The sequence below is a fragment of the Candidatus Protofrankia californiensis genome (assembly GCF_900634765.1).
GTDB classification, from domain to species: domain Bacteria; phylum Actinomycetota; class Actinomycetes; order Frankiales; family Frankiaceae; genus Protofrankia; species Protofrankia californiensis.
On the sequence record NZ_CAAAFT010000232.1, the window covers coordinates 1 to 25,077 of the forward strand.

12 protein-coding genes and 1 CRISPR repeat array are annotated in these 25,077 nt (G+C 70.4%); of the genes, 11 read left to right on the forward strand and 1 reads right to left on the reverse strand.

The features are described 5' to 3' along the window. The first annotated feature begins 228 nt into the window (after positions 1 to 228). The 9 genes from cas3 to cas2e all read left to right on the forward strand — a co-directional run bounded on the left by cas3 (position 229) and on the right by cas2e (position 10,158). Positions 229 to 3,051, forward strand: coding sequence for a CRISPR-associated helicase Cas3' (cas3, locus tag DD1DGNOD_RS12560; protein WP_131770185.1), 2,823 nt, complete (start codon positions 229 to 231; stop codon positions 3,049 to 3,051). A gap of 699 nt (positions 3,052 to 3,750) precedes the next feature. Then, positions 3,751 to 3,876 carry a hypothetical protein gene (locus DD1DGNOD_RS30505; protein WP_283234687.1) on the forward strand — a complete coding sequence of 42 codons (126 nt, stop codon included), beginning with the start codon at positions 3,751 to 3,753 and terminating at the stop codon, positions 3,874 to 3,876. Further along, complete coding sequence (gene casA / locus DD1DGNOD_RS12565; protein ID WP_131770186.1) at positions 3,876 to 5,477, forward strand: type I-E CRISPR-associated protein Cse1/CasA; 1,602 nt, start codon at positions 3,876 to 3,878, stop codon at positions 5,475 to 5,477. The genes DD1DGNOD_RS30505 and casA overlap by 1 nt, the downstream gene beginning before the upstream one ends. Positions 5,478 to 5,502: 25 nt before the next feature. Continuing rightward, positions 5,503 to 6,096, forward strand: a complete 594-nt coding sequence (gene casB / locus DD1DGNOD_RS12570; RefSeq protein ID WP_131770187.1) for a type I-E CRISPR-associated protein Cse2/CasB — start codon at positions 5,503 to 5,505, stop codon at positions 6,094 to 6,096. Between the two features lie 90 nt (positions 6,097 to 6,186). Then, positions 6,187 to 7,329: a type I-E CRISPR-associated protein Cas7/Cse4/CasC gene (cas7e, locus tag DD1DGNOD_RS12575; RefSeq protein ID WP_131770188.1), complete on the forward strand. Its 1,143-nt coding sequence runs from the start codon at positions 6,187 to 6,189 to the stop codon at positions 7,327 to 7,329. Continuing rightward, positions 7,326 to 8,144 (forward strand): type I-E CRISPR-associated protein Cas5/CasD, encoded by an 819-nt coding sequence (gene cas5e, locus DD1DGNOD_RS12580; RefSeq protein ID WP_131770189.1) that lies wholly within the window; start codon positions 7,326 to 7,328, stop codon positions 8,142 to 8,144. The genes cas7e and cas5e overlap by 4 nt, the downstream gene beginning before the upstream one ends. Positions 8,145 to 8,148: 4 nt before the next feature. Continuing rightward, the gene (gene cas6e, locus DD1DGNOD_RS12585; RefSeq protein ID WP_131770190.1) at positions 8,149 to 8,889 is read left to right on the forward strand and encodes a type I-E CRISPR-associated protein Cas6/Cse3/CasE; all 741 of its coding nucleotides are present in this window, start codon (positions 8,149 to 8,151) and stop codon (positions 8,887 to 8,889) included. A 1-nt stretch (position 8,890) separates the two neighbouring features. After that, entirely contained in the window at positions 8,891 to 9,883 is a 993-nt protein-coding gene (gene cas1e / locus DD1DGNOD_RS12590) for a type I-E CRISPR-associated endonuclease Cas1e (RefSeq protein ID WP_131770191.1), read from the forward strand. After that, on the forward strand, positions 9,880 to 10,158 hold the full coding sequence (cas2e, locus tag DD1DGNOD_RS12595) for a type I-E CRISPR-associated endoribonuclease Cas2e (RefSeq protein ID WP_131770192.1): 279 nt from the start codon (positions 9,880 to 9,882) through the stop codon (positions 10,156 to 10,158). Before cas1e ends, cas2e begins: the two co-directional genes overlap by 4 nt. An 18-nt stretch (positions 10,159 to 10,176) precedes the next feature. Further along, positions 10,177 to 19,238: a CRISPR direct-repeat array (repeat unit 28 nt; unit sequence GTCGTCCCCGCCCGCGCGGGGATCTTCC). A gap of 753 nt (positions 19,239 to 19,991) precedes the next feature. Here the strand turns inward: cas2e and DD1DGNOD_RS12600 are convergent. Beyond that, entirely contained in the window at positions 19,992 to 21,068 is a 1,077-nt protein-coding gene (locus DD1DGNOD_RS12600; protein WP_131770193.1) for a hypothetical protein, read from the reverse strand. A 142-nt stretch (positions 21,069 to 21,210) separates the two neighbouring features. Between DD1DGNOD_RS12600 and DD1DGNOD_RS28030 the strand changes: the two genes are divergently transcribed. Further along, the gene (locus DD1DGNOD_RS28030; RefSeq protein ID WP_206443130.1) at positions 21,211 to 21,411 is read left to right on the forward strand and encodes a DNA-binding protein; all 201 of its coding nucleotides are present in this window, start codon (positions 21,211 to 21,213) and stop codon (positions 21,409 to 21,411) included. Between the two features lie 174 nt (positions 21,412 to 21,585). Further along, positions 21,586 to 25,005, forward strand: coding sequence for an aminoglycoside phosphotransferase family protein (locus DD1DGNOD_RS12605; RefSeq protein ID WP_241255680.1), 3,420 nt, complete (start codon positions 21,586 to 21,588; stop codon positions 25,003 to 25,005). Positions 25,006 to 25,077 lie beyond the last annotated feature (72 nt).

Genomic DNA, 25,077 nt, shown 5'->3' on the forward strand with positions numbered 1-25,077 from the left:
AAGGGGATGGAACTTGAACCCCGATCTAGCCCACTACCTGCAAAAACGCGACTAACCCAGAGCTTCGCCCCTACCGGACCACCGAGCGAGTTCCATCCCGCCAATCAGATGGGACGCGGGCCTGGGACGACGTGCCCACGGATCCACATGTCACCCCGCTGGATCGGGGTCCGCCCGGCGAGTGGTTCAATGCGCTCTGTCCGACCTGCCGGACACGGGGGGAATGTCATGCGGGACTCAGCTATTGCCGTGGTGTGGGGGAAGTCGAACGCCCAGGGCTCGATGCATCTGCTGCTCGGTCATCTGCTCGACACCGCGGCGGTCGGCGAACTCGTCTGGGACCGTTTTCTGTCCACCGTCGTACGGAACCGTCTCGACGACTGTAGCGGCGGTCGGGGGCGTTCTCTGTTCGCCTTGTTGTGCGGTCTGCACGACGTGGGAAAGGCAACTCCCGCCTTCCAGATGAAGGACGACGGGCTGGCGGAACGGGTCCGTGCTGCCGGCCTCGAGTGGCGAGGGCTCACGCGCGACCAGGCCGCCCGGTGGCACCATGCGCGGGCGGGCGCCGTCGTCGTCCGTACTTGTCTACGCGAGGCGGGCTGGGGCGCATCGGCTCGTAACTGGGTGTGGCCGCTGGTAGCTGGACACCACGGCCTAGTGCCCGGAGTGGACCGTCTCAGGCCCGGCAGCCCCGTAGCTCACGGCCGAGGGCGGTGGCTCGACGTCCAGCGGGGGTTTGTCGAGCGGGTCACCGGTGAGCTGGGGCTGGACCTGGGGGCCTTCTCGGATGTGGCGACGCCGCGCCGGGGTGGTCAGCTCGCACTGTCCGGTCTGATCATCATGGCGGACTGGATCGCCAGCGATGAGCGGCACTTCGGTGGGCAGCCCGGCCTGTCCGACGTGTCGATCGAGGAATCGCGGGATCGTGCCCGGCGGGCGTGGGAAAAGCTGGGGTTACGCGGCGGGTGGCGAAGCGACCGGCCGGCGCCACGAGATCAGCCCGACCTGGTGCAGCACAGGTTCGGTGTCGCCGCCCGGCCCGCTCAGACCGATGCGGTGCGCCTAGCGGAGGAGATTCCCGCACCGGGCCTGCTCATCCTTGAAGCCCCGATGGGCGAGGGCAAGACGGAGGCGGCTCTCGTGGCGGCGGAGGTGCTGGCCAGACGGTTCGGCGCGGACGGGATATTCGTCGGGATGCCGACGCAGGCGACCAGCGACCCGATGTTCAGCCGGGTCCGGACGTGGCTGCAGTCGGTGGATCCCGACGTTCCCATCGGGCTCCTCCACGGACGGGCGCGTTTCAACAGGGAATGGGCGGCCCTGCGCTCCACCGTTGCTTTCGCGGATATCGCCGACGACCGGGACGAGTACGGAATGGACGACGACTTCGGCCTCGCAGAAACCGGATTCGCCTCCGGGAGTGGTGACCGACCGGCGGCCGGTGGCACAGCGGCCGCGGAGTGGTTCCTCGGCGCGAAGCGGGGTCTTCTGGCGCCTGTCACGGTGGGCACCGTCGACCAGCTGCTGCATGCGGCGACGAGAACGAAGCATGTGATGCTGCGTCACGCTGGTATGGCAGGCCGGGTGGTCGTACTCGACGAGGTGCACGCCTACGACGTGTACATGGCGCAGTTCCTGTTCGAGACGCTGCGGTGGCTCGCTGACGCCGGTGTTCCGGTCGTCCTGCTGTCGGCGACGTTGCCACCGTCGCTGCGTCTGCAACTGGTCCGCGCCTATCTGCAGGGTGCACTGCAGGAACGTGATGTGGATGTGACAGATCTTCCGGCGCCGAAGGGTTACCCACGCACTACCGCGGTGTGCGTGGCGGACGGAAAACGGTGGGACAAAGTCGCATCCGGGTCCTCATGGCGTGCCTCGATGAGGGTCGAGGTGCAGGCGCTCGCCGAGACCCCGGATTTCTCCCCGGCTGCTGTCGCCGCCACGGTCACGGCGGAGGTGGGTACCGGCGGGTGCGCGCTGGTGGTGTGCAACACCGTCGCCCGCGCCCAGGAGGTCTACAGCGCGTTGCGTCCAGTGTTCGACGCCGACGTCGTGCTGCTGCATGCCCGGTTCGTCGCGGCCGAACGCGCCGCCCGCACCGAGCGGGTGGTGGACCTTCTGGGCCGGCCGGGACGGCCCGAGGGGGCAGCCCGGCCGCGGCGGCTCGTGGTAGTCGCGACCCAGGTGGCCGAGCAGTCGTTCGACGTGGACGTCGACCTGCTCGTCACCGACCTCGCACCGATCGACCTGTTACTGCAGCGTGTCGGGCGGTTGCACCGTCACGACCGGCCCGCCTCGCAGCGCCCGCCCAGGCTGCGCCGACCCAGGGTGATCGTGAGCGGTCTGCTGTTGCGGACGGGCGCTGCGCCGACGTGGCCCGGTGGGAGCCGGGCCGTGTACGGGGACCACCTGCTTCTGCGTTCCGCCGCCCTGGTCGCCGACGCGGCAACGGGCAGCGGATGGTCGGTACCGGCGGACGTACCCGGGCTGGTCGCCGCCGGTTACGGCGAGGAGCCGCTCGGAGCACCGGAATGGGCCGAGAGCGCCGCTGGAGCCCGGCGGGAATGGGCTGAGAGGGAACGGCGCAGAGAAGCGAACGCCGCGGGTTTCCTGCTGTCCGGCGAGGACGACCTGGGCAGACGCACGCTGGACGGCCTGCACGAACGGTCGACCGCCCCACTGGACGACGAGGAGAAGGTGGCCGCGGTCGTCCGCGACGGCGAGGAATCCGTGGAAGTCGTGCTCGTCCGCCGGGGGCCGGAGGGATACCTCACCCTCGGCGGCAGAACACTGGGCCCCAACGGCGACGCCGCCGTATCCGACGACTCCGTATTGGAGGAGGTCGTCGGCGCGACCATCCGACTTCCGGCGATCAAGGAGATCACCGTTGCGGCGCGGGCTGACCTGGCGTCCCTGCCGGGCTGGAGGCATGACCCATGGCTACGACGAGCGCGGGCGCTAGTTCTCGACGACGAACTGTCGGTGGTGCTTGGTACCTATCGCCTGACCTACAACGACGAGATCGGGCTCAGACACGAACGGGGGACGTGATGACGGGTTTCGACCTGATCAGCCAAGCGTGAATTCCCTGACTGTTTGCGGCGGCACGCCGACCGGTTCGAGGCCTTCCAGCGGACGGCGTACCCGAGAGGCCGGTCAACGATTTATGGGGCGAACCCCGCTTCGGCGGGGACGACGTCGGTTCGACGGCTGCCCGAGGGCGACCCCAGCCCGGCTGGGCTCATCCAACGTACCAACCCGCGCATCGGTTCTTCGGCAGCCCGGTTGTAGGTTCTATCGGCTGCCCGGTTCAGTGGTACGGTCTGCATCGTGTCGATCTGCCACCCTCAACCCCTGCCGTCGTCGCGCACCGTCAGCGGCTGCGACGGGCGCCAAGTCGCCGCATGATGCCGGCACGCCGCAGGGGCACCTCTGTGCCCCGGACGCGTCATCGCGAAAGCCGCAGCCTTCCAGTGGCGCTGGTAACAGCTACCACCGCTGCGCACGGGATGGCTGGCGTGCCGTGGTTTGCGGTTGTGCTCATCGCGGCCATCGCAGCAGGTGTCGATCTCGTTTGGCTCCTGATCCCACAGGAATCCGAACACAGGTTGGCGTGGTGGAAAGATCACCGTCGTCATCGCGAACGCGTATTCCAAGCCGATCGAGGCGGTGCCCCCATCGGCGAGGTCCCCGTCGCTTCTGGGCGCCAGCCTGCACAGGCCAGATGTATGGGGAAGTTGGAGGCCCGGGATGATCTATCCACATCGGACGATGATCCGAGCTCGTCCACACGACGAGCTGTCGGTGATGCTCGGTAAACATCGCCTGACCTACGACGACGAGGTCGGGCTCAGGCATGAGCGTGGGGGGACGTGATGACGGGTTTCGACCTGATCAGCCGGCCGTGGATTTCGGTGACTCGGGGCGGGAGGCGTGTCGAGGTCAGTCTGCTCGACGCGCTTGTCGAGGGGCAGGAGATCGACGGCCTGGCCCTCGACAACCCACTCGAGGCGGTCGCGGTGCTGCGTCAGGTACTGCTGCCCGCCGTGCTCGACGCGCTCGGTGCTCCCCGCGACGATGAGGAGTGGTCGCGGTGGTGGGAAGCAGGCCAGTTCAATGCCGAGCTAGTCTTGGCATACCTGAGAGAGCACGCCGACCGTTTCGACCTGTTCCACCCGACAGCACCGTTCGCGCAGGTCGCCGGGTTACGCACGGCGAAGGACGAGACGAAACCGATATCGCTGCTCGTCCCCCGGCTTGCCACCGGCAACAACGTTCCGCTGTTCAGCGCGCGAATCGAGAACGATCCGCCTGCGTTGACTCCCGCGGGCGCGGCACGGGCGCTGCTGGCCGCGCACTGCTGGGACACCGCGGCGATCAAGACCGGTGCGGTCGGAGACCCACGGGTCAAGGCCGGCAAGACGACGGGGAATCCGACCGGACCGCTCGGGCAGCTCGGCGTCGTCGTCCCGGTCGGTGCCACCCTGTTCCATACCCTGATGCTGAACACGCCCGTGATCCCGCAGGGGCTGCGACCGGTCGACCGTCCGCAGTGGCGGGCCGCCCCGACCGGTCCCGACTGGCGTGAGCGCGGCGCGCTCGGCCTGCTGGACCTGCTCACGTGGCAGTCCCGGCGGGTACGCCTGCTGACCGATGCCGACGGCACGACACCAGGGGGTGTGACGGTCCGCCGGGTGGTGCTGAGCGCCGGTGACCGGCTCAACGCGTCAGCACACGACCTGGAGCCGCACACCGCCTGGCGGCAGGCCGAGCGTCCCCGTGCGGACGAGCCCCCGGTCCGGGCGGTGCGCCATCAGCCGGGCCGGTCGGCCTGGCGCGGTCTTGAGGCGCTGCTTGCCACGTCCGTCCCAACCAGCGACAGGGTTACCGCGCCGACATTGCTGTCCCAACTCGCCAGGCTGCGCGAGGACGGGTACGTTCCCGAGGATCTTCCCCTGCACGTCCTGACCGTCGGCGTCCGGTACGGCACCCAGTCGGCGGTTGTCGACGACGTCATGGTGGACGAGATCCCACTGCCGGTGGTGGCGCTCGCGGCCGACTCTGTGGTACGGGACACCGTGCTGGCGGTGGCGCACCAGGCGGAGCGGCTGCGCGTCGCAGCCAACCGACTCGGCGACGATCTTCGCGCCGCCGCCGGTGCCGAGAAGGTGCCGTGGGACAGGGGGCAGCGACTCGGCGACGTGCTCGTCCACAGTTTCACGCCGACGGTGCGCCGGCTGCTGGCCGGACTTGCCCGCAGCCCGGACAAGGCCGAGCAGGCCGAGTGGGAGTGGCGGGTTGTCGCCCGCCGGCTGGCGTGGGAGGTAGCCGAACCCGTCCTGTCCACTGCCGCGCCCAGCACGTTCCTCGGCCGTGACCCCGACGCTCGTTACGGTCCCCGGCTCGCCGTCGCCGAGGCGTCCTTCCGGCGGGCTCTCAACGACGTCCTGGGCACGGTCACCACCGATGCCGCCTGATACCACCACAACCGGGAGAGGCCCGATGACCGATGTAGCCTCAGCGCCGCCCGCGGAACCGGCAGCGCCGCCCGCGTCCCCGGAAAAGACGCGCCGGCCGATGTTCTGGGAACATGCCCACACCGGCGACCTGCCCGACGGAGCCGACCTGGCCGCGCTGCGCCGCGGCATCGGCCGCGAGCCGGGCAGCGTGCCGGCGATGTGGCGCTACTACACAGCACTCGACCGCGAGGGTCGTCTCACAGCCCGGCTGCGGGCAGAGCACGTCGCGCTCACCCTGTACGCCGTGCACCAGCAGTCCCTGCCGTCGCCGGCGCACCGTTTCGGGACCGGCCTCGGTGCGGCCCTCCTCGCGCTGCGAGACAGCGACAGGTTCAGCCCGGATGCCGTCGACCGCCGCTTCAACGCGGCGGCGACCGCGACATCGCTGGACGAGGCCGCCTACCACCTGCGGGGGCTGGTCCGCCAGCTGCGGCAGGTTCCGCAGAGTCTCGACTACACCCAGCTGTTGCGAGATCTCGTCGACTGGCAGCATCCCGAAAGGGTCGGGCAGGTGCGGCGCCGATGGGGAGCCCAGTACTTCCTCGGACGCGACCGTGCCGGCACCACGTCCACCTGACCATCCATCTGGCCCTTCCGCTCCACGCCTCGCACCAACCACGCAGTCCTTCCTTCGCCCTGCCCCAGTTCTAGAAAGAAGCACATGCCGATGCCCTGCTACGTCGATGTCCACATCCTGCAGACCGTCCCGCCGTCCAACCTCAACCGCGACGACGCGGGCACGCCGAAACAGGCCGTCTACGGTGGCGTCAGGCGCGCCCGCGTCTCGTCCCAGGCATGGAAGCGGGCGACGCGGACCGCGTTCGCCGACCATGTCGACCCGCGCCAGCTCGGCACACGCACCAAGAAGATCTCCGCGCTGTTTGCCGAGCGCCTCGCGACCCGCTGCCAGCTCGACCCCGAGGCGAGCACGCGGATCGCCACCAGCGTCCTGGCCGAACTGGGAATCAAACCGGGCAAGAAGGCCACCGAGACCGCCTACTTGCTGTTCTTCGGCCGTCCCCAGCTCGAACGGCTTATCGATCTCATCGAAGACGACCTGCCGCGGCTGTCCGGTCTCGACGATGCCGAGCTCACCGCGGCCGTCAAGGACGTGCCCGTGCGGCAGACCCTCGGCACCGGCCATCCCATCGACGTGGCCCTGTTCGGACGGATGGTCGCTGACCGGGCCGAGCTGAACGTCGACGCGGCAACGCAAGTCGCGCACGCGTTGTCCACCCACGCCACCGACGTGGAGTTCGACTACTACACCGCGGTCGACGATGAGAACCCGAAGGAGGACACCGGCGCCGGGATGATCGGCACGGTGGAGTTCCAGTCCGCCACGCTGTACCGGTTCGCCACCGTCGGACTCCATCAGCTCGCCGAGAACCTGGGCGGGGACGTCGCGGCAACCGTGGAGGCGCTGCGGGTGTTCCTCACCGCGTTCACCACCTCAATGCCGACCGGTCACGGCAACTCCTTCGCCCACCGCACCACTCCGAACCTGTTCACCGTCGCCATCCGTTCCGACCAGCCCGTCAACCTCGTCTCGGCGTTCGAGAACCCCGTCCGCCCCGACGGCCGGGGCCTTCTCACCGCGTCCGTCCAGCGATTCGCCGACGAGATGACCACCGCGACGACGCTGTGGGGGCGTCGGCCCGTACTCGTCGCCTCCACCTACAGCACGCCCGGCGACCCGGCTGCCGCCGCCACGTTGGCCGGGTCGCTCGGCGCGGCGAAACCATTCCACGAGGTGGTCGACACCGTCGTGACAGCCGCCAGGAGCTGGATCGAAGGCGCCGACCGATGAACCCGCCCGCAACCGGCTGCCTGGTGCTGCGCCTGGCCGGCCCGGTGCAGTCCTGGGGCGGCACCAGCATGTTCAACCGCCGTGAGACCCTCGCCGAACCGACGAAGAGCGGCCTGGTCGGCCTGCTCGCTGCCGCGCAGGGCCGGCGTCGCACCGACCCGATCGAGGACCTGCTCGACCTCACCTTCGGCGTGCGGACCGACCAGCCCGGCACTCTGCTGCGTGACTACCACACGGTCAGCGACTACCGGGGCGTGCCGCTACCGTCGGCGTCGGTGTCGGTAAAGGGAACACAGAAGCCGACGTCACCGGCGAAGTACACCCATGTCACCGAACGCTTCTACCTGCAGGACGCCGTCTTCGTCGTCGCGGTCGCCGCGCCCGACCCCGTCCTGGCCACACTCGCCGAGGCGCTGCGCAACCCCGCGTTCCCACTCGCGCTCGGACGCCGTGCCTGCCCGCCGACCCAGCCCCTCCTGCTCACCCCCGCCGGCCAGCCGGACGCCACCGTCTGGACGGGAACGCTGCTGGAGGTTCTCGAACAGGTGCCATGGCAGGCGGGCAAGGCCCACCGCGACAAGCTGCAACGGCAACGCCCGCGCCCCCGGCGCATCGGCCTGCCGGTCACCCTCGACGACCTCGACGGCGAGGACGTCCGCATGGACCTGCCGAGCACCTTCGACCCGCGCCACCGGTCGTTCACCGCCCGCCGGGTCCGTCAGACATGGGTCCACCTGCCAGCGCCCTACGAGACAGCGGAAGGCGACGCCGACAGCCCACCGGACCACGATCCCTTCGCTCTCCTCGGATGGTGACCCCATGACATACCTGTCGCGGATCTGGCTGAACCCGTTGCGCCGGGGTGCTCAGGGGCTGCTGCGCAGCCCGGAGAAGATGCACGCCGCCGTGCTCGGCGGGCTCAGCCGCCAGCCGGTCACCGAACGGGTGCTGTGGCGTCTGGAAGCCGGCCAGCCCCACCGTGCCGAGCTACTTGTCCTGACGGAGTCGACGCCGTCCTGGGAGCACATCGTCGAGCAGGCCAGCTGGCCGCACTCCGACGAACCCCAAGCCCTGGTACGCGACTACCAGCCGCTACTCGACCGCCTCGACAACGGCCGCGAGTTCCGCTTCCGGCTCCGCGCCAACCCGGTCAGTGCAACCCGCTCGCCCACCAACCCGTCAACCAGCCAGAAAGAACAGCTCGCGCAGCCGCGCCCCCGCGGCGTCCGCGTCCCCCACCGCACCGCCGGTCACCAGATCACCTGGCTCACGACCCGCATCGACCATTGGGGATTCGCGTTGATCGACATTGAAGACGCGGGCCCCGCGCTCCGGCTGTCCGCTCGCGAACGTCTCACCTTCCCCAAGACACCCAAGGGCGATATGGCCACCAGCCGTCGCGTCGTCCTGAGCACCGCGACCTTCGACGGCGCCGTCCGCGTCACCGACCCACACCGCGCCAGACACACCCTGCTCCACGGAGTCGGCCCGGCCAAAGCCTACGGCTGCGGCCTGTTCACCCTCGCGCCCCTCAGCCCGACAACACCCGGCGGCACCTGACATGTGGTGGCTGTCCAACCCGCAGGACCTGCACCGCATCGAAGACCGGATCTCAACGCTCTACGTCGAGAAGTGCCACATCGACCGCGACGACAACGCCGTCGTCCTCGTGAACCGCGAACGCACCGTACGAGTGCCCGCCGCCCTCGTCGCCACCGTACTCGTCGGCCCCGGAACCCGGGTCACCAGCGCCGCGGTCCGGCTCCTCGCGGACTCCGGCACCGCGATGTGCTGGGTAGGTGACCGGGGTGTGCGGATGTATGCGGCCGGCCTCGGCCCCAGCCGCGGCGCCGGACTGCTCATGCGGCAGGCATACCTGGTGACGCGGACCAAGGAACGACTCGCAGTCGCCCGGCACATGTACGGAAAACGCTTTCCCGACGAGGACGTCTCCCAGGCGACCATGCAACAACTGCGTGGACGCGAGGGCGCCCGCGTCAAGAAGATCTACCGTGAGCACGCAGCACGGACAGGCGTGGAATGGAACCGCCGTGTGTACACCCCGGGCGACCCCTACGCCGCCGGCGACGACGTCAACCGACTTCTGTCCGCGGGACACAGTTGCCTCTACGGCATCTGCCACGCCGCGATCGTCGGCATCGGGGCCAGCCCGGCACTCGGATTCGTCCACACCGGAGGCGCCACCTCCTTCGTCCTGGACATCGCCGACCTGTACAAGGCCGAATACACGATCCCCCTCGCCTTCGACCTCGCGGCATCCGGTCACATCGAGGAAAGAGACATCCGCACAGCCTTCCGGGACAAAGTCGCGGACGGCCACCTGATGGCAAGAATCGTCCACGACATCAAGGATCTTCTGCTTGAGGAAGGAGCCCACGACCGCGACGACGACGCCATGCACCTGTGGGACGAGTTCGACGGCCACGTACCCGGCGGCGTCAACTGGGCCGCCGACCTGGCCGACCAATGGGACGGCGACACCGTCCTCGGCGTCACCGGACCCGACGTCGACCAGCAACCACCACCCTGGTGACCGTCGTCGTCCTCGTCGCCGCGGCCGAAGGTCTGCGCGGCCACCTGACACGCTGGATGATCGAAATCACAGCAGGAGTCTTTGTCGGTAACCCCAGCGCCCGTGTCCGCGACCATCTCTGGACCGTGCTCTCCCAACGCGTCGGCGACGGCCAAGCCGTCATGATCGAACCGGCGAACAACGAACAAGGATGGGCCGTACGAACCGCTGGTCGTGACCGCGGCTACCCTGTTGACTACGACGGACTGATACTTTTCGCCCGTCCCCGTCGATAAAAGCCCAGGTCAGCAAGTGTCGTCCCCGCCCGCGCGGGGATCTTCCGCCCGGAGAGCACGAGGCGCCCAGCGAGCGGATGTCGTCCCCGCCCGCGCGGGGATCTTCCGCCCAGACGCCCGCGCGGAGACCGCCGTGGCGGGTCGTCCCCGCCCGCGCGGGGATCTTCCGCTCGCTACTGAGCCTCGCCCGCCACGCCGACGGTCGTCCCCGCCCGCGCGGGGATCTTCCCTACGGGCCGCACATTGCCCCGAACGGGGAGGCGTCGTCCCCGCCCGCGCGGGGATCTTCCGAGTGGCGAGAGACAGCCGCGCGATCTTCTTTAGTCGTCCCCGCCCGCGCGGGGATCTTCCTTCTTCCCTGGTTCGTCCAGTCGGCGCGCGAAGGTCGTCCCCGCCCGCGCGGGGATCTTCCAGGTGCAGTCGCGACCAACGCAAAGCGGTGGGGGTCGTCCCCGCCCGCGCGGGGATCTTCCGCGTTCCGTGCGTCGTCCCGCGTGGATCTCCACGTCGTCCCCGCCCGCGCGGGGATCTTCCGAGGTGGAGGAGTGGGCGTCCCGGACCGGCCGGGTCGTCCCCGCCCGCGCGGGGATCTTCCCTACGGGCAGGTGCCGATTGTCGTGGACTGCTAGTCGTCCCCGCCCGCGCGGGGATCTTCCGGCAGTCGACGACCGACGGCCACGATCCTTCGCGTCGTCCCCGCCCGCGCGGGGATCTTCCCGGTGAGCGCTTTTCTATTTGGGGCCCGCGGTGGTCGTCCCCGCCCGCGCGGGGATCTTCCTATCACTCAGCGCAACTTGCAGTTCTTGATGATGTCGTCCCCGCCCGCGCGGGGATCTTCCGCTCGAGGCCAGCTGCTGATCTGGCGCTGGCGAGTCGTCCCCGCCCGCGCGGGGATCTTCCCGCGGCCCCCTCTACAGTCCCCTCCGGCTGGTCGTCGTCCCCGCCCGCGCGGGGATCTTCCGTCGGGTGGCCGGATGCTCGAAGGTGGCGAGTGGTCGTCCCCGCCCGCGCGGGGATCTTCCTCGAACTCGTCCTCATCCAGCCGCGCGACGGCGGTCGTCCCCGCCCGCGCGGGGATCTTCCCGGCACGCCGATCTGGTCGGTCGCCGGTGGCGCGTCGTCCCCGCCCGCGCGGGGATCTTCCCCTGCTCTCCTACGCGCAGGCCGGGCTTGAGGTGTCGTCCCCGCCCGCGCGGGGATCTTCCCCGAACAGGGCCTCGACGTGGCCGCTGCACATCGTCGTCCCCGCCCGCGCGGGGATCTTCCGACCGTGAACGGGACGCCCAGCTGGTATTTGCCGTCGTCCCCGCCCGCGCGGGGATCTTCCCTCAGGCAGACCCGCGGCGACGGCGGTGAGCAGGTCGTCCCCGCCCGCGCGGGGATCTTCCCTCACCTGCACCGGCTATGTCCCGGACGCGGTGGTCGTCCCCGCCCGCGCGGGGATCTTCCCCGCCCGTGGCCGTTGACGAAGACGAGGAGATCGTCGTCCCCGCCCGCGCGGGGATCTTCCCGGAGATCCTGGCCCGCCGGCTGTTCAAGCGGAGTCGTCCCCGCCCGCGCGGGGATCTTCCCGGCACCACGGGTGAGTTGCTCGCCCGGATGGAGTCGTCCCCGCCCGCGCGGGGATCTTCCCGCTCACGGTCCGCCGGGGCCTGCACCGGGAGAGTCGTCCCCGCCCGCGCGGGGATCTTCCTGGCCGGCAGCAGCGCCCGCGTCGAGGCCGAGCGTCGTCCCCGCCCGCGCGGGGATCTTCCCTGCTACCACGAATGCTCCGGAGACGCTCCGGAGTCGTCCCCGCCCGCGCGGGGATCTTCCGCTCATGCGCGGCCCGCGCAGACGCAAGGCGAAGTCGTCCCCGCCCGCGCGGGGATCTTCCCCCGTACACGGCGCTCGGGTCCAGGGTGACGGAGTCGTCCCCGCCCGCGCGGGGATCTTCCGCTACGCCAGCCAGGGGTGGACCTCGGTGGAGAGTCGTCCCCGCCCGCGCGGGGATCTTCCCGCGGTTGCCTTGACCCGCGCCGTTCCGGCTGGGTCGTCCCCGCCCGCGCGGGGATCTTCCCGCGGAGTGACTGGGCGTGAACTCCCAGAAGTCGTCGTCCCCGCCCGCGCGGGGATCTTCCCACCAACGGCGTGCCACCCGGCCTGATCCTCACGTCGTCCCCGCCCGCGCGGGGATCTTCCCCACGCTCCAGCAGTCGGACCACCTGGTCCCGCGTCGTCCCCGCCCGCGCGGGGATCTTCCCCGGATTCCGCTGTTGTTCGCGTGTGCGATCAGGTCGTCCCCGCCCGCGCGGGGATCTTCCCGCGGCGAGCCGGCCTTCGAGGACTTCCCTGGCGTCGTCCCCGCCCGCGCGGGGATCTTCCGGCGCCGACCGGTCCCGCTCCGTCGCCCGCGCCGTCGTCCCCGCCCGCGCGGGGATCTTCCCCCGAGGGTGGCGCTTAGCGCGATCGTTCGCTCGTCGTCCCCGCCCGCGCGGGGATCTTCCCAGGTAGGTGGCCGGCACCTCGGCGAGCGCGAGGTCGTCCCCGCCCGCGCGGGGATCTTCCCGCCTCGGTGATCCGCGTCTGGATGCTGGCGAGGTCGTCCCCGCCCGCGCGGGGATCTTCCCGAGTCTGGGTCATCATGGGGCACAACTCAAGCGTCGTCCCCGCCCGCGCGGGGATCTTCCCCGATGGGATGCAGCGTGGGCGGTACGACCACAGTCGTCCCCGCCCGCGCGGGGATCTTCCCATCGCCCGGGGTGTGCCGCTCGGCCGGGGTGAGTCGTCCCCGCCCGCGCGGGGATCTTCCCCGCACCGGGCTCCGGTCACAAGATGGCTGGTGGTCGTCCCCGCCCGCGCGGGGATCTTCCCGCCCGCCTAGGCGCCACGGGGGCCGAGGCGGAGTCGTCCCCGCCCGCGCGGGGATCTTCCACCGGCCATCTCCGTGAGCGACTGCCTGACGAGGTCGTCCCCGCCCGCGCGGGGATCTTCCGGTGCCCCATCAGATGGAGCGGCTGCGCGGGCTGTCGTCCCCGCCCGCGCGGGGATCTTCCCGTGACCGACCCGCCAATGATGTAAAACCCGGTGTCGTCCCCGCCCGCGCGGGGATCTTCCGCGCCAGGCGCAGATGGCCTTCGTCGACCTTCTGTCGTCCCCGCCCGCGCGGGGATCTTCCCCGAACGTCTGGATGATCTGAGGAGGAATCGTGGTCGTCCCCGCCCGCGCGGGGATCTTCCGGCCGGCGCAGCCGAGGCCGGCTCGGTAACGGTGTCGTCCCCGCCCGCGCGGGGATCTTCCCTAGTAGTCGATCGAGTACAGATTGTCGGTGTAGTCGTCCCCGCCCGCGCGGGGATCTTCCCGGCCTGCCGAAACCCGCACTGGTCAACTGGGCGTCGTCCCCGCCCGCGCGGGGATCTTCCCCGCACCGGGCTCCGGTCACAAGATGGCTGGTGGTCGTCCCCGCCCGCGCGGGGATCTTCCGGGCACGAGCACGGCCCGGTTTGCGGGCACGCAGTCGTCCCCGCCCGCGCGGGGATCTTCCCAACGAGCTGGACAGAACGGACGCCGGCACGGCGTCGTCCCCGCCCGCGCGGGGATCTTCCTCCCTGAGTCAGTAGGCCGGTCGCAGTTTGCCCGTCGTCCCCGCCCGCGCGGGGATCTTCCTACCGGTACCGCAGGGGTAACAACTACCGTCGCGTCGTCCCCGCCCGCGCGGGGATCTTCCTGAAGACCAGGAGCTCACCGAGGACCGTCTTCCGTCGTCCCCGCCCGCGCGGGGATCTTCCCCGGTTGGCGTCCAGACGGCGGACACTGGACCAGTCGTCCCCGCCCGCGCGGGGATCTTCCCGCGGCACATCTGCTCGGCGTCCGCCCGTGGGAGTCGTCCCCGCCCGCGCGGGGATCTTCCCTCCACCAAGACCATGAACATCTGAGGGGGCGGGTCGTCCCCGCCCGCGCGGGGATCTTCCCCCCGCTCAGGCCATCCGAACCCTCCCGGGGACGTCGTCCCCGCCCGCGCGGGGATCTTCCCCGAGAATTCGGCCACAGGATCACGTTGTCCGAGTCGTCCCCGCCCGCGCGGGGATCTTCCCGTCGCTGGGAGCGTCACGGCCGAACGCAACCTGTCGTCCCCGCCCGCGCGGGGATCTTCCCTCCGCCACCGTGGGAGCAAGTCGTGCCCCGGCGTCGTCCCCGCCCGCGCGGGGATCTTCCCCCGGCATCGACGGCGTGCAGGTGCTCTACGCCGTCGTCCCCGCCCGCGCGGGGATCTTCCGTGCCGATCACGGCTAAGGGTTTCGGTCTGTTGGTCGTCCCCGCCCGCGCGGGGATCTTCCCTGTTCGTATCCGTGCTGTCGGCGCTGGGCGCTGTCGTCCCCGCCCGCGCGGGGATCTTCCCGCGCCGGGAAGTTCTGGGTGGACTCGTTCAACGTCGTCCCCGCCCGCGCGGGGATCTTCCCTCCGGAGAGACTGGCATCAGGCCGGCACGGCGGTCGTCCCCGCCCGCGCGGGGATCTTCCTATCTGCTCTCTGCTCAGCGCCACATTGGCGCAGTCGTCCCCGCCCGCGCGGGGATCTTCCTTCCGCCCGGCTCCGGTCGCCGTCCCGGTGCAGGTCGTCCCCGCCCGCGCGGGGATCTTCCCGTGTACCGGCTCGTGTTGCTGACCGTCGAATGGTCGTCCCCGCCCGCGCGGGGATCTTCCCCTCCCGTCCGGCGGGAAGATCGAGCCGCGTACGTCGTCCCCGCCCGCGCGGGGATCTTCCGATTGTGAGCCGCTTCCTGTCGACGTTCCGTGGGTCGTCCCCGCCCGCGCGGGGATCTTCCCCGACGACGCTGCGCGGCTCCGACACCGGCGTGGTCGTCCCCGCCCGCGCGGGGATCTTCCATCGAAGGCCACGAGATCGTTTTCCTGCCACGGGTCGTCCCCGCCCGCGCGGGGATCTTCCCTGGTGGCGGCCGGCGTGGACCATATCTGGCACGTCGTCCCCGCCCGCGCGGGGATCTTCCTGCCGCGTCGTGCCGTCCAGCGTGGTCGCTGACGTCGTCCCCGCCCGCGCGGGGATCTTCCGAGGTCCGGCCCGGACGGCTCCGACGTCACGAGGTCGTCCCCGCCCGCGCGGGGATCTTCCGACCTGGGTGGCCAACCAGACAGACGCCGAGCTCGTCGTCCCCGCCCGCGCGGGGATCTTCCCTCGCGGACGAGCCCGTGGATGACGTCGGTGTCGTCGTCCCCGCCCGCGCGGGGATCTTCCCGCGATCGATACCAGCGTCAGCACGGTGAGCACGTCGTCCCCGCCCGCGCGGGGATCTTCCCATCACGCAGGAGCGCCGCATGGTGTTGCAGCGGTCGTCCCCGCCCGCGCGGGGATCTTCCCCCGGCGAACGTTCTTCTCGCGATCGAGCAGGGGTCGTCCCCGCCCGCGCGGGGATCTTCCTCTCTCGATCTCCACGCTCGGGTCGGGGAGATCGTCGTCCCCGCCCGCGCGGGGATCTTCCCGGTGGACACCACTTCTAGCCAGGCTTCTATTTGTCGTCCCCGCCCGCGCGGGGATCTTCCGTACGTGCTGACAGGCAGCACAACAAGCGTGGCGTCGTCCCCGCCCGCGCGGGGATCTTCCGACCGAGGTGTCCTACCCGACGTCGGCCGCGGTGTCGTCCCCGCCCGCGCGGGGATCTTCCCCGGCCCGGGGCACTCATCATCCCTGGAGGGATGTCGTCCCCGCCCGCGCGGGGATCTTCCTTGGGGCGCCCGGCTGGGTGAACAGCCGGGCGTGTCGTCCCCGCCCGCGCGGGGATCTTCCAGCGTCACCGCCGGCCAGGACGCGGCGCAGGGCGTCGTCCCCGCCCGCGCGGGGATCTTCCGCTGTCGACCAGTATTTCACCTACGGGTTTGCCGTCGTCCCCGCCCGCGCGGGGATCTTCCGCCCGCGCCGCGCAGGTCTGCGGCTTCGATGACGTCGTCCCCGCCCGCGCGGGGATCTTCCTGGATCGAGCGCAAGACTCGCATTCGCACAAGGGTCGTCCCCGCCCGCGCGGGGATCTTCCCGCTCACCACGCGCATACCCGCTTTATCTGCTCGTCGTCCCCGCCCGCGCGGGGATCTTCCCGGCACCGTCAACGGCACCGGCGTCGATCGGCTGTCGTCCCCGCCCGCGCGGGGATCTTCCATCCTCGTGGTCAAGGGCGCGATGATGGCGTGGGTCGTCCCCGCCCGCGCGGGGATCTTCCCCTACGATGCAACGATCATCGCATGTGGCTCACTGTCGTCCCCGCCCGCGCGGGGATCTTCCCGTTCCCGACTACGTCGCACGCCGCGAAGCAGAGTCGTCCCCGCCCGCGCGGGGATCTTCCCAGCGCCAGGTTGGCGCTGGCACGGCGGACCGTGTCGTCCCCGCCCGCGCGGGGATCTTCCTTATCAGAGTCTGCTTCATCGTAAATGAGATCCGTCGTCCCCGCCCGCGCGGGGATCTTCCGTACGCAGCCCGGGCCGTAGCCCTGGACGCAGCGTCGTCCCCGCCCGCGCGGGGATCTTCCCCATTCGCATACCGATAGCCCGCTTGTTCCCGCGTCGTCCCCGCCCGCGCGGGGATCTTCCCCGACAGGCGGCTGGCGGCGTCGCGTCGTCGACGTCGTCCCCGCCCGCGCGGGGATCTTCCCTCCTCAGGTGGTGGTGGGTGCGGCGGCCGACAGTCGTCCCCGCCCGCGCGGGGATCTTCCACAGGTAGACGATCGTTTCTGGTCTTGGTTTTTGTCGTCCCCGCCCGCGCGGGGATCTTCCCCGGAGTCGATGTTGTTGTTCGGCGTGATGTCCGTCGTCCCCGCCCGCGCGGGGATCTTCCCACCAGCGCGCCGTCATGCCCCGCGAGCATAAAGTCGTCCCCGCCCGCGCGGGGATCTTCCCCGCAAGCCCGTGTTGGATGACGGGCCTGTTCTGTCGTCCCCGCCCGCGCGGGGATCTTCCCAACGTCCTCTCCTAGCGCCTCGGCCCACATGCGTCGTCCCCGCCCGCGCGGGGATCTTCCATGCCGCACGTGGCAGGTGACGAGCCTCGGCCCGTCGTCCCCGCCCGCGCGGGGATCTTCCGACGGATGCCGCCGCCCGGCTGGCCGTCGCCAAGTCGTCCCCGCCCGCGCGGGGATCTTCCGTGGGTCCGCGCATCAAGGGCCTGGAGCGACAGGTCGTCCCCGCCCGCGCGGGGATCTTCCGCATCTCGCTCGGCTATCAGCTGCCGAAAACCCGTCGTCCCCGCCCGCGCGGGGATCTTCCCTGGATCAGCTCCATCAGGCAGGACGTCATGTCGTCGTCCCCGCCCGCGCGGGGATCTTCCGCTGGTTACAGCGCGGCTGTCGGTGCGGCGGTAGTCGTCCCCGCCCGCGCGGGGATCTTCCCGCCCAGAGTCTGGCTGGTCAGCGTATCCGGTGGTCGTCCCCGCCCGCGCGGGGATCTTCCGTACGGCGAAGATCTCGCCTTCCGCACTCAGTAGTCGTCCCCGCCCGCGCGGGGATCTTCCTCGGTTCACCGTACGCTCGCTCCTCGGGCCTGGGTCGTCCCCGCCCGCGCGGGGATCTTCCCAGCCCCGCTATCCGCTGATGCTGCCGGTAGCGGTGTCGTCCCCGCCCGCGCGGGGATCTTCCCAGCCACCCGGGGCGACCGACGGGGGTGCCGTAGTCGTCCCCGCCCGCGCGGGGATCTTCCCGGGTTTGCCACGGGCTCCGCAGGGCTGGGTGAGTCGTCCCCGCCCGCGCGGGGATCTTCCCATCGCCGGCCACGGCAGGATCGTGCACGTCCGGTCGTCCCCGCCCGCGCGGGGATCTTCCGTGCGGGTCAAGCCTCGCCACTTCCTCCGCCGTGTCGTCCCCGCCCGCGCGGGGATCTTCCCTCCGGCGCGCACGAGCCAGCGATTCGCAGTCGGTCGTCCCCGCCCGCGCGGGGATCTTCCTGGCAGGGGCTTTAGTGGGTTGTTGCGATCGTATGTCGTCCCCGCCTGCGCGGGGATCTTCCTGGCCAGCAGCGGACGGCACAGCGGGCCAGGCCGTCGTCCCCGCCCGCGCGGGGATCTTCCCGGGAGGGTAGCTGACCGGCTTGCAGACGTGCGGTCGTCCCCGCCCGCGCGGGGATCTTCCCCTCCGTGTACCGGGCGGCCGGGCTGCCCGGCCGTCGTCCCCGCCCGCGCGGGGATCTTCCCTCGGGCAGGATGTCCCGGTCCAGGTATCCCTGGTCGTCCCCGCCCGCGCGGGGATCTTCCCCGCGACTCGCGACAGGCAGGATCACACGCTCCGTCGTCCCCGCCCGCGCGGGGATCTTCCCGGGTAAGCCGGCCCGCAAGGGCGCCGCCTCCCGTCGTCCCCGCCCGCGCGGGGATCTTCCCCGCGAGATCGGGCGCATACGCATGGGCGCCAAGTCGTCCCCGCCCGCGCGGGGATCTTCCGTACGTGACGCGGTGCTCGCACCTCGTCCGTCAGTCGTCCCCGCCCGCGCGGGGATCTTCCGGTTGTCCGCAGCATCTCGTGGCGCTCGGCGAGGTCGTCCCCGCCCGCGCGGGGATCTTCCGCGTGGAACGTGTTCGAGATGGCCGAGTATCCGGTCGTCCCCGCCCGCGCGGGGATCTTCCCCAGTCGCTCTACGTACGCTGATCTGGACGTTTGTCGTCCCCGCCCGCGCGGGGATCTTCCTTGGACGACGTCGCCCATGGGCTCGGCGCCGGCGTCGTCCCCGCCCGCGCGGGGATCTTCCAGCATCTGGCGGATCGAGGCCGCTGCCCTGCTTGTCGTCCCCGCCCGCGCGGGGATCTTCCGCGTTCTTGGTGGAGCGAGTCGGCGGACTTGGGGTCGTCCCCGCCCGCGCGGGGATCTTCCCCCGGCCGACGAACGGGTAGACCATCGTCTGCTGTCGTCCCCGCCCGCGCGGGGATCTTCCGGGTGGCGAGACGCCGGTGGCACTGCCGGAGTGGTCGTCCCCGCCCGCGCGGGGATCTTCCCACCGGCGTGGTCAAGCTGGCGATCTTCTGGAAGTCGTCCCCGCCCGCGCGGGGATCTTCCTTCGGCAGTCTCCCCGGTAGCTGTTCGTCCGGAGTCGTCCCCGCCCGCGCGGGGATCTTCCGATTTTTTAGCGTCAGGGGTCACGTGGGGTAGGGTCGTCCCCGCCGCGCGGGGATCTTCCCCTTTCAGACCCGGAGGTACTGGCCGCCATCGCGTCGTCCCCGCCCGCGCGGGGATCTTCCTTGCTCGGCCGAGGCCTTGTATCCGATGCGCGGGTCGTCCCCGCCCGCGCGGGGATCTTCCCCTCTCGCGAGGCCGGAGACTCTCGGGCGTCTGGTCGTTCCCGCCCGCGCGGGGATCTTCCTCGGACGGCCGGCGCCGCATCTGTCTGGGTGCGGTCGTCCCCGCCCGCGCGGGGGTTTTCTGTCCGGCCGGATACGGGTGATCTGCTGGACACGGTCTTCCCCGCGGCCATGGGAGGGAGGCCGAGTCGGCCGTGTGGTAAGACGGTCTCGACCCAGCTCGGAGCGCGGGTTTCCCCGGCTCTGAGCATTAGATCGGGCAGGATGTTGACGGCGATTCCGGCCTGTGTAGAGCCGGTCAGTTGTGATGGCCGCATCCACTTCGGCAGGGCCGGTGCGTACCCTCAGCTGGTGCCCCCGCAACGCTGTTGAGGATCAACTCCACAGCCAGCATGCGGCTATCTGGCCGTACTGGCATGCGAGGACGCGGCAGCCTGATATGACCGGTATCGAGAGCCCACGACACGATGAGGCCTCCGAGCCAAGCAGCCCCGGAGGGCCTTATCGTGTCGTGATTGTGCTGGACGGAATGGACTCACCCCCGGAGTGCCAGACAGACCGGGACGGCTCGGGCTATGCGAAAAAGCGCCGGGTGACACCACCGCCCGGCGTGGGTCCACGCCATTCACGGAGACGGTCGGCGAGCTGCCGGCCGAGTCTGACGTCACGGTCGGCGATGGTCCGGGCGAGGGTGTGGTACTGGCCGATCAGATGGTCGACGGGGCGTCGCTGGGAGACGTCGGCAACGTCGATCAACAGATCCGCCGCCGTGTCCGGGTCGTCGTCGAGGACGACCCGGGCGAGTTCCAGCCGGGCATAGGAACGAAGGCCTGTCGCACCGGCCATGTCAAGGTCCGGCCACGTGGCCACCGCGTAGGAAACCGCTTGGGTGCGGTCGTCGCCTGCGTCGGACTGTCGGGGTTCGGCGTCGGCGAGTTCGTTGTAGCGGGTTGCCATGGACACGGAGAACTCGGCGACGGACATTCCTTTCTGATGCAGCCCGATCACCGGAGTGGGCGGCGCGGCGGTCATGACATCGGCAGCCTCCTCTAGGACCGATTCGGCACGATCGATCTGACGGGTGGCGATCAGCGCACGTGCTTCCGCCTGGACCAGCAACCGCACCCAACTGGGATGCCCCACGAGGCCGTGCCGGACGGCAAACCCCCGGGCCTGGGCGGCCTGCGTGATGGCGAGCATGGGCCGTGCCTGTAACGCCTCGTGGATCACTTGCCGGCCGAGGACCCAGAGCTGACCCTCGGGATGCTCACCCCGGCCGAGGTCATCGAACACCTTCCCGTAGAGAGTGTTCGCGCGGGTGCGTTCACCAAGATCGAAGAGGGCTGCTGCTCTGGTCGCGCCTAGGACGCCGACGGCGGTACACGCCTTGACGTAGTCCGGCGATCCTCGGTCGCAGTCGGCGAGGATCATCCGCCCGTGCTTGTCGGCGTGGCGCGTCAGATAGGCGATCTGGCGGGCGGGTAGGTACTCGAATGCCCCGTCGATGGTGTGGGCGAAGTCGAGCAGCTGGTCGGGAGTGGTCGGCTCGAGCATGTCACCGAGGAGACCCGCCGTCACGAGCCCACTCCCTGCCAGCAGCGCCCGCCGTCGGTCGAGCATGCCGGTAGCAGATGGCTGTGCAGCGTCCACGGGCGCCTCCAGGACGGTTCGTCCCCGTGGGAAGTATGCGGTTGTTCGCGGTGCGGTGTCGAGGGTGTTCGGAACGTGGTCACTCGCGACACGCTAGCCGAGGACTTCCACCCTGGGAACTCCCCAGATGTGAAGACTTAGCGTGGGAAAAGTGGTCCTGATCACGATCAGCGACGTCGCTGTGCTCCTTGGTGGCGTCTCACGCAAACGCGCTGATCAGATCAGTCGCCGCGAGACGTTCCCCGCTCCCATCGGCACGACCCGGAGCGGTCGCGTCTGGGACGAAGAACAGGTCCGGGAATGGATCAGAAAATACCGGGACCAGCCATCCGTGGACGAATAACCGCCGCCATCCGCGTGCTCTGGTCACAGCCGGGAACCCCTGCCCCGTAACCGCTGTCGCCGAGCGATACCAGGAATTCCGACAGCCGAATAACGCCAGGAGTGCGCCATGGTCCCCGCGCCGAGATTCCGTCGAGTCGCCGCACTGCAACGGCAATTCGTCGACCGAGAACCGGTGCTTGAGGCTTTCACCGCCGAGCTCGGGCGTCCCGGTGACGGGCCACGCATCCTGAACCTCACCGGCGTCGGGGGCATCGGGAAGTCCCGGCTCCTGCGCGAGCTGAAGGACCATGCCGACCAAGCCCACCGCACCGCGACCCTCGATCTGCAGATACCGGCGCTGCGCCAGCAGGAGGACGCCCTCGCCGTGCTGCGGGGCGAACTCGGCGCGCAGGGTGTCCACTTCGATCGGTTCGACATCGCCTACGCAGTGCTGTGGCAGCGTCTCCATCCGCACCTGCGACTGGACAAGGCCGAACTGCCGTTTCTGGACGGCAGCTCGATTCTCACCGATGTCGTCGACACGGTCGCCGGCCTCCCGTTCTTCGGCACGGCGCGCGGACTGATCCGAATTCTGGAACGCGGCTCGTCGGATGTCCGTCGCCGGATGCGGGTACGGCGGGACAACACTCTTCAGACACTCGACGACCTGCCGAACAGCGACCTCGCCGACGCCGTGACTTATCTTTTCGCCGCGGACCTGCGCGACGGCAGCACCGACAAACCGTACGTGCTGTTCGTCGACAGTTACGAGGCGTTGGTCCCGGCGCCCATCCGGTCCGGCCGGGCGCACCTGGCCGACGGCTGGCTGCGTGACCTGTGCGCCCAGCTGGACACCGGGTTGGTCGTCGTCGCCAGCCGCGAACCGCTGCGCTGGGAGACCGACGACCCCGAGTGGTCCGATGTCGTCCGGGTCCGCGACATCGGCGGCCTGCCGATGGCCGCCCGCCTCGACCTGCTCGAAGCCGGTGGGATCGCCGAGCCGGCCCACCGGCACACCGTCGCCGAGGCGAGCGCGGGCCTGCCGTTCTACCTCCACCTGGCTGTGGACACCTACCAGCAGCCCGACGCCACCGGTCACGCGGCCGTGTCCCAGTCGCAGATCCTCGCCCGGTTTCTCGAGCACGTCGCCGCTGACGAGATCCGAACCCTTGAGGTCCTCAGCCCGGCCCGGCTGTTCGATTACGAAGTCTTCCGGCTGCTGGCCGCACGGTTTCACCTGCCCGCCGACCGGCTCGCCTGGGAGTCCCTGACCTCCTATTCCTTCGTCTACCCTGCCGGTGACGCGCTGCGTTTCCATCAGCTCATGGGCGCGGCGCTGGCCGCGCGCCTACCCGCCAGCGTCACGCATGACGTCCATACCGCCCTGCGCGCGCTGTGGGAGGAACGGGCCGACACGTTCACCGCCGAGGATGACGGGCCCGCGAGCGCTCAGGCGTTGCGCGAAGCGGTCTTCCACGGTCTGGCCGCCGGAGTCATCGGCGGTGCCGAGCTGCTCGACTACGCCGACCGGGCCATACGACGTGGCGGCCACAGCGCCGCCACCGGGCTCACTGACGACCTCCGTAACTGGCTGGCGCTCCGACCCTCCGGTGACGGCGGCGACCTGCCCGAGGCTCTGGTGTGCTTGGAAGCCGAAACCGCCGTCCGGCTCGGTGACTCCTCAACCGCGGTCCGCATCACCATCGAGTCCGCCACCGCGGCCGACCTCACCTCGGCGGTCGGCGCCCGGCTGGCGGTCGCCGCCGGCAACGGCCAGCGCATCGCCGGCAACACCCGCCCGGCCCTCCGCCTGTTCACCCGTGTGTGGGAGCAGGCCACCGGAACGCCCCGCTTACAGGCGGGGTTGTGGGCCTGCGACCTGCATATGGCGCAGGGCCGTTTCCGCGATGCCGAAGCCCTCGCCGCCGACCTCGATGCCCTCGCCCCCGCCGACGACGCCGAGTTCCGAGGTGACGTCGCCCGGCTACGCCACCTCGCCGGCCGTTTCGCCTTCGACTTCGACGCCGCCCGCCGCTACCTCAATGAGGCCGCCGCCTTCTACGAGGCATCCGGCAGCACACTCGGCCTCGCCAATCTCGAGACCAACCGCGCCGAACTGCTCTGCCTTGTCGACCCCCGTCAGGCGGTCGACGAAGCGGGCCGGGCCATCGACGTCCAACACGACATCGGCGCCCGCCACGAACTCGGCAAGGCGTACACCGCGCTGGCCGTCGCCCGGCTCCGGCTCGGTGATCTCGAGGCAGCCGACACCGCGCTCCACGCGGCCTGCGACGCTCTCGACCAGGCCGGTTACCGCTCGGGCAGGGCACGCGCCGAGCTCTACACCGGCCTGCTCCACGCCCTGCGAGGACGGATGGACGAAGCGGTCACCTCGCTGCGCCGGACCGTCGAGGAACTCGAGGCCGCTGACGTCTACCCCACCTTCGTCCTGTTCGCCGCTCACACCATGGACTGTCTCGGCGTCACCGACAGCACCGTCACCACCGCCGCTCGCCGGGCCCGAACAGCGGTCCAGCCCCTCGACACCCTCGACGCGATCGAACAGCGTCTGCGCGCGTACACCGCCGAACTCCTCGACGGCCACGTCTGGAAACCCGACGAGCTGTACCGGGCGGCACTCGAACGCACCGACGCCACCTCCGGTTTCTACAACGACAACATCCCGCTCGACACCCCGACCGGCCCGGTGATCGTCCGTATTCCCATCCCGGGAAGCGACGTCATGGACCTGTCCATCTGGCCGGAACCCGAGGTGCTACGCGCCATCCGAGGCACGGTTGCCCGCGCCCCCCGCCTCCTCCACACCCAGGACAACCCCCGCTTCCAGGTCCACGAGTGCATAACCGGGCAGCTTCTCGACGATCTCGCCCCACGTGGTGTCCGCGTGCCGCCCCACGTCCTCGACGATGTCGCCGACCTGTTCGCGCAACTCGGCGCCGTCCCCCGCGACCACACACCGTCCGCCCCGCCAGGCTGGCCCGACGACGGCGACACCACCTCCTTCGCCAGCTGGCTGTCCGCGGTCACCGCCGACGTCCACACCCGCTTCCTGCCCGAGTACGGCTGCCTCTTCGACGACCTCGGCATACCCACCGCACCCCTCACCACGATCGAGCACGCCTGGGCCAGGCTGCGGCCCCGGCCGTTTCGGCTCCTCCACACCGACATCCACCGCAAGAACATGATCCTCTCCGGCGGGCGGACCTACTTCCTCGACTGGGAGTTGGCGCTGTGGGGTGACCCCGTCTACGACCTCGCCGTCCACCTCCACAAGACCGCCTACCAACCCGACGAACACGACACACTCCTCGGCCGCTGGGCGGACGCCGTGCCCGGCCCGCCCTCCGATGGCTGGGAGGCGGACCTTCCGATCTATCTCGCCCACGAACGGGTCAAGTCCGCGATCGTCGACACCGTCCGCTACACCAAGCTGCTCACCGGCCCGCCGCTGCCCGCTGAGCAGCGAGAGGCGCTCCTGGACAAGCTCGTCGGCAAGCTCACCGCCGCCCACCAGGTGTGGCAGACCCGCCGCCCCCGGACCGACCGCGAAACCGTCACGGCGCACATCGCCCGGTGGGCCGCCGGCCGCTGACCCGACCGCAGAGCGGTCACGGTCCCGCTGGGAAGGGACTGTAAGAACAACGGTGTAACTCCACTGTCACAC

What these genes read in the sequence shown, in the direction of transcription:
- cas7e (WP_131770188.1), top strand. Translation starts at nt 6,187, where the DNA reads ATGCCCTGCTACGTCGATGTCCACATCCTGCAGACCGTCCCGCCGTCC.
- cas6e (WP_131770190.1), top strand. Translation starts at nt 8,149, where the DNA reads ATGACATACCTGTCGCGGATCTGGCTGAACCCGTTGCGCCGGGGTGCT.
- cas3 (WP_131770185.1), top strand. Translation starts at nt 229, where the DNA reads ATGCGGGACTCAGCTATTGCCGTGGTGTGGGGGAAGTCGAACGCCCAG.
- cas5e (WP_131770189.1), top strand. Translation starts at nt 7,326, where the DNA reads ATGAACCCGCCCGCAACCGGCTGCCTGGTGCTGCGCCTGGCCGGCCCG.
- DD1DGNOD_RS30505 (WP_283234687.1), top strand. Translation starts at nt 3,751, where the DNA reads ATGATCTATCCACATCGGACGATGATCCGAGCTCGTCCACACGACGAG.
- casB (WP_131770187.1), top strand. Translation starts at nt 5,503, where the DNA reads ATGACCGATGTAGCCTCAGCGCCGCCCGCGGAACCGGCAGCGCCGCCC.
- casA (WP_131770186.1), top strand. Translation starts at nt 3,876, where the DNA reads ATGACGGGTTTCGACCTGATCAGCCGGCCGTGGATTTCGGTGACTCGG.
- cas1e (WP_131770191.1), top strand. Translation starts at nt 8,891, where the DNA reads ATGTGGTGGCTGTCCAACCCGCAGGACCTGCACCGCATCGAAGACCGG.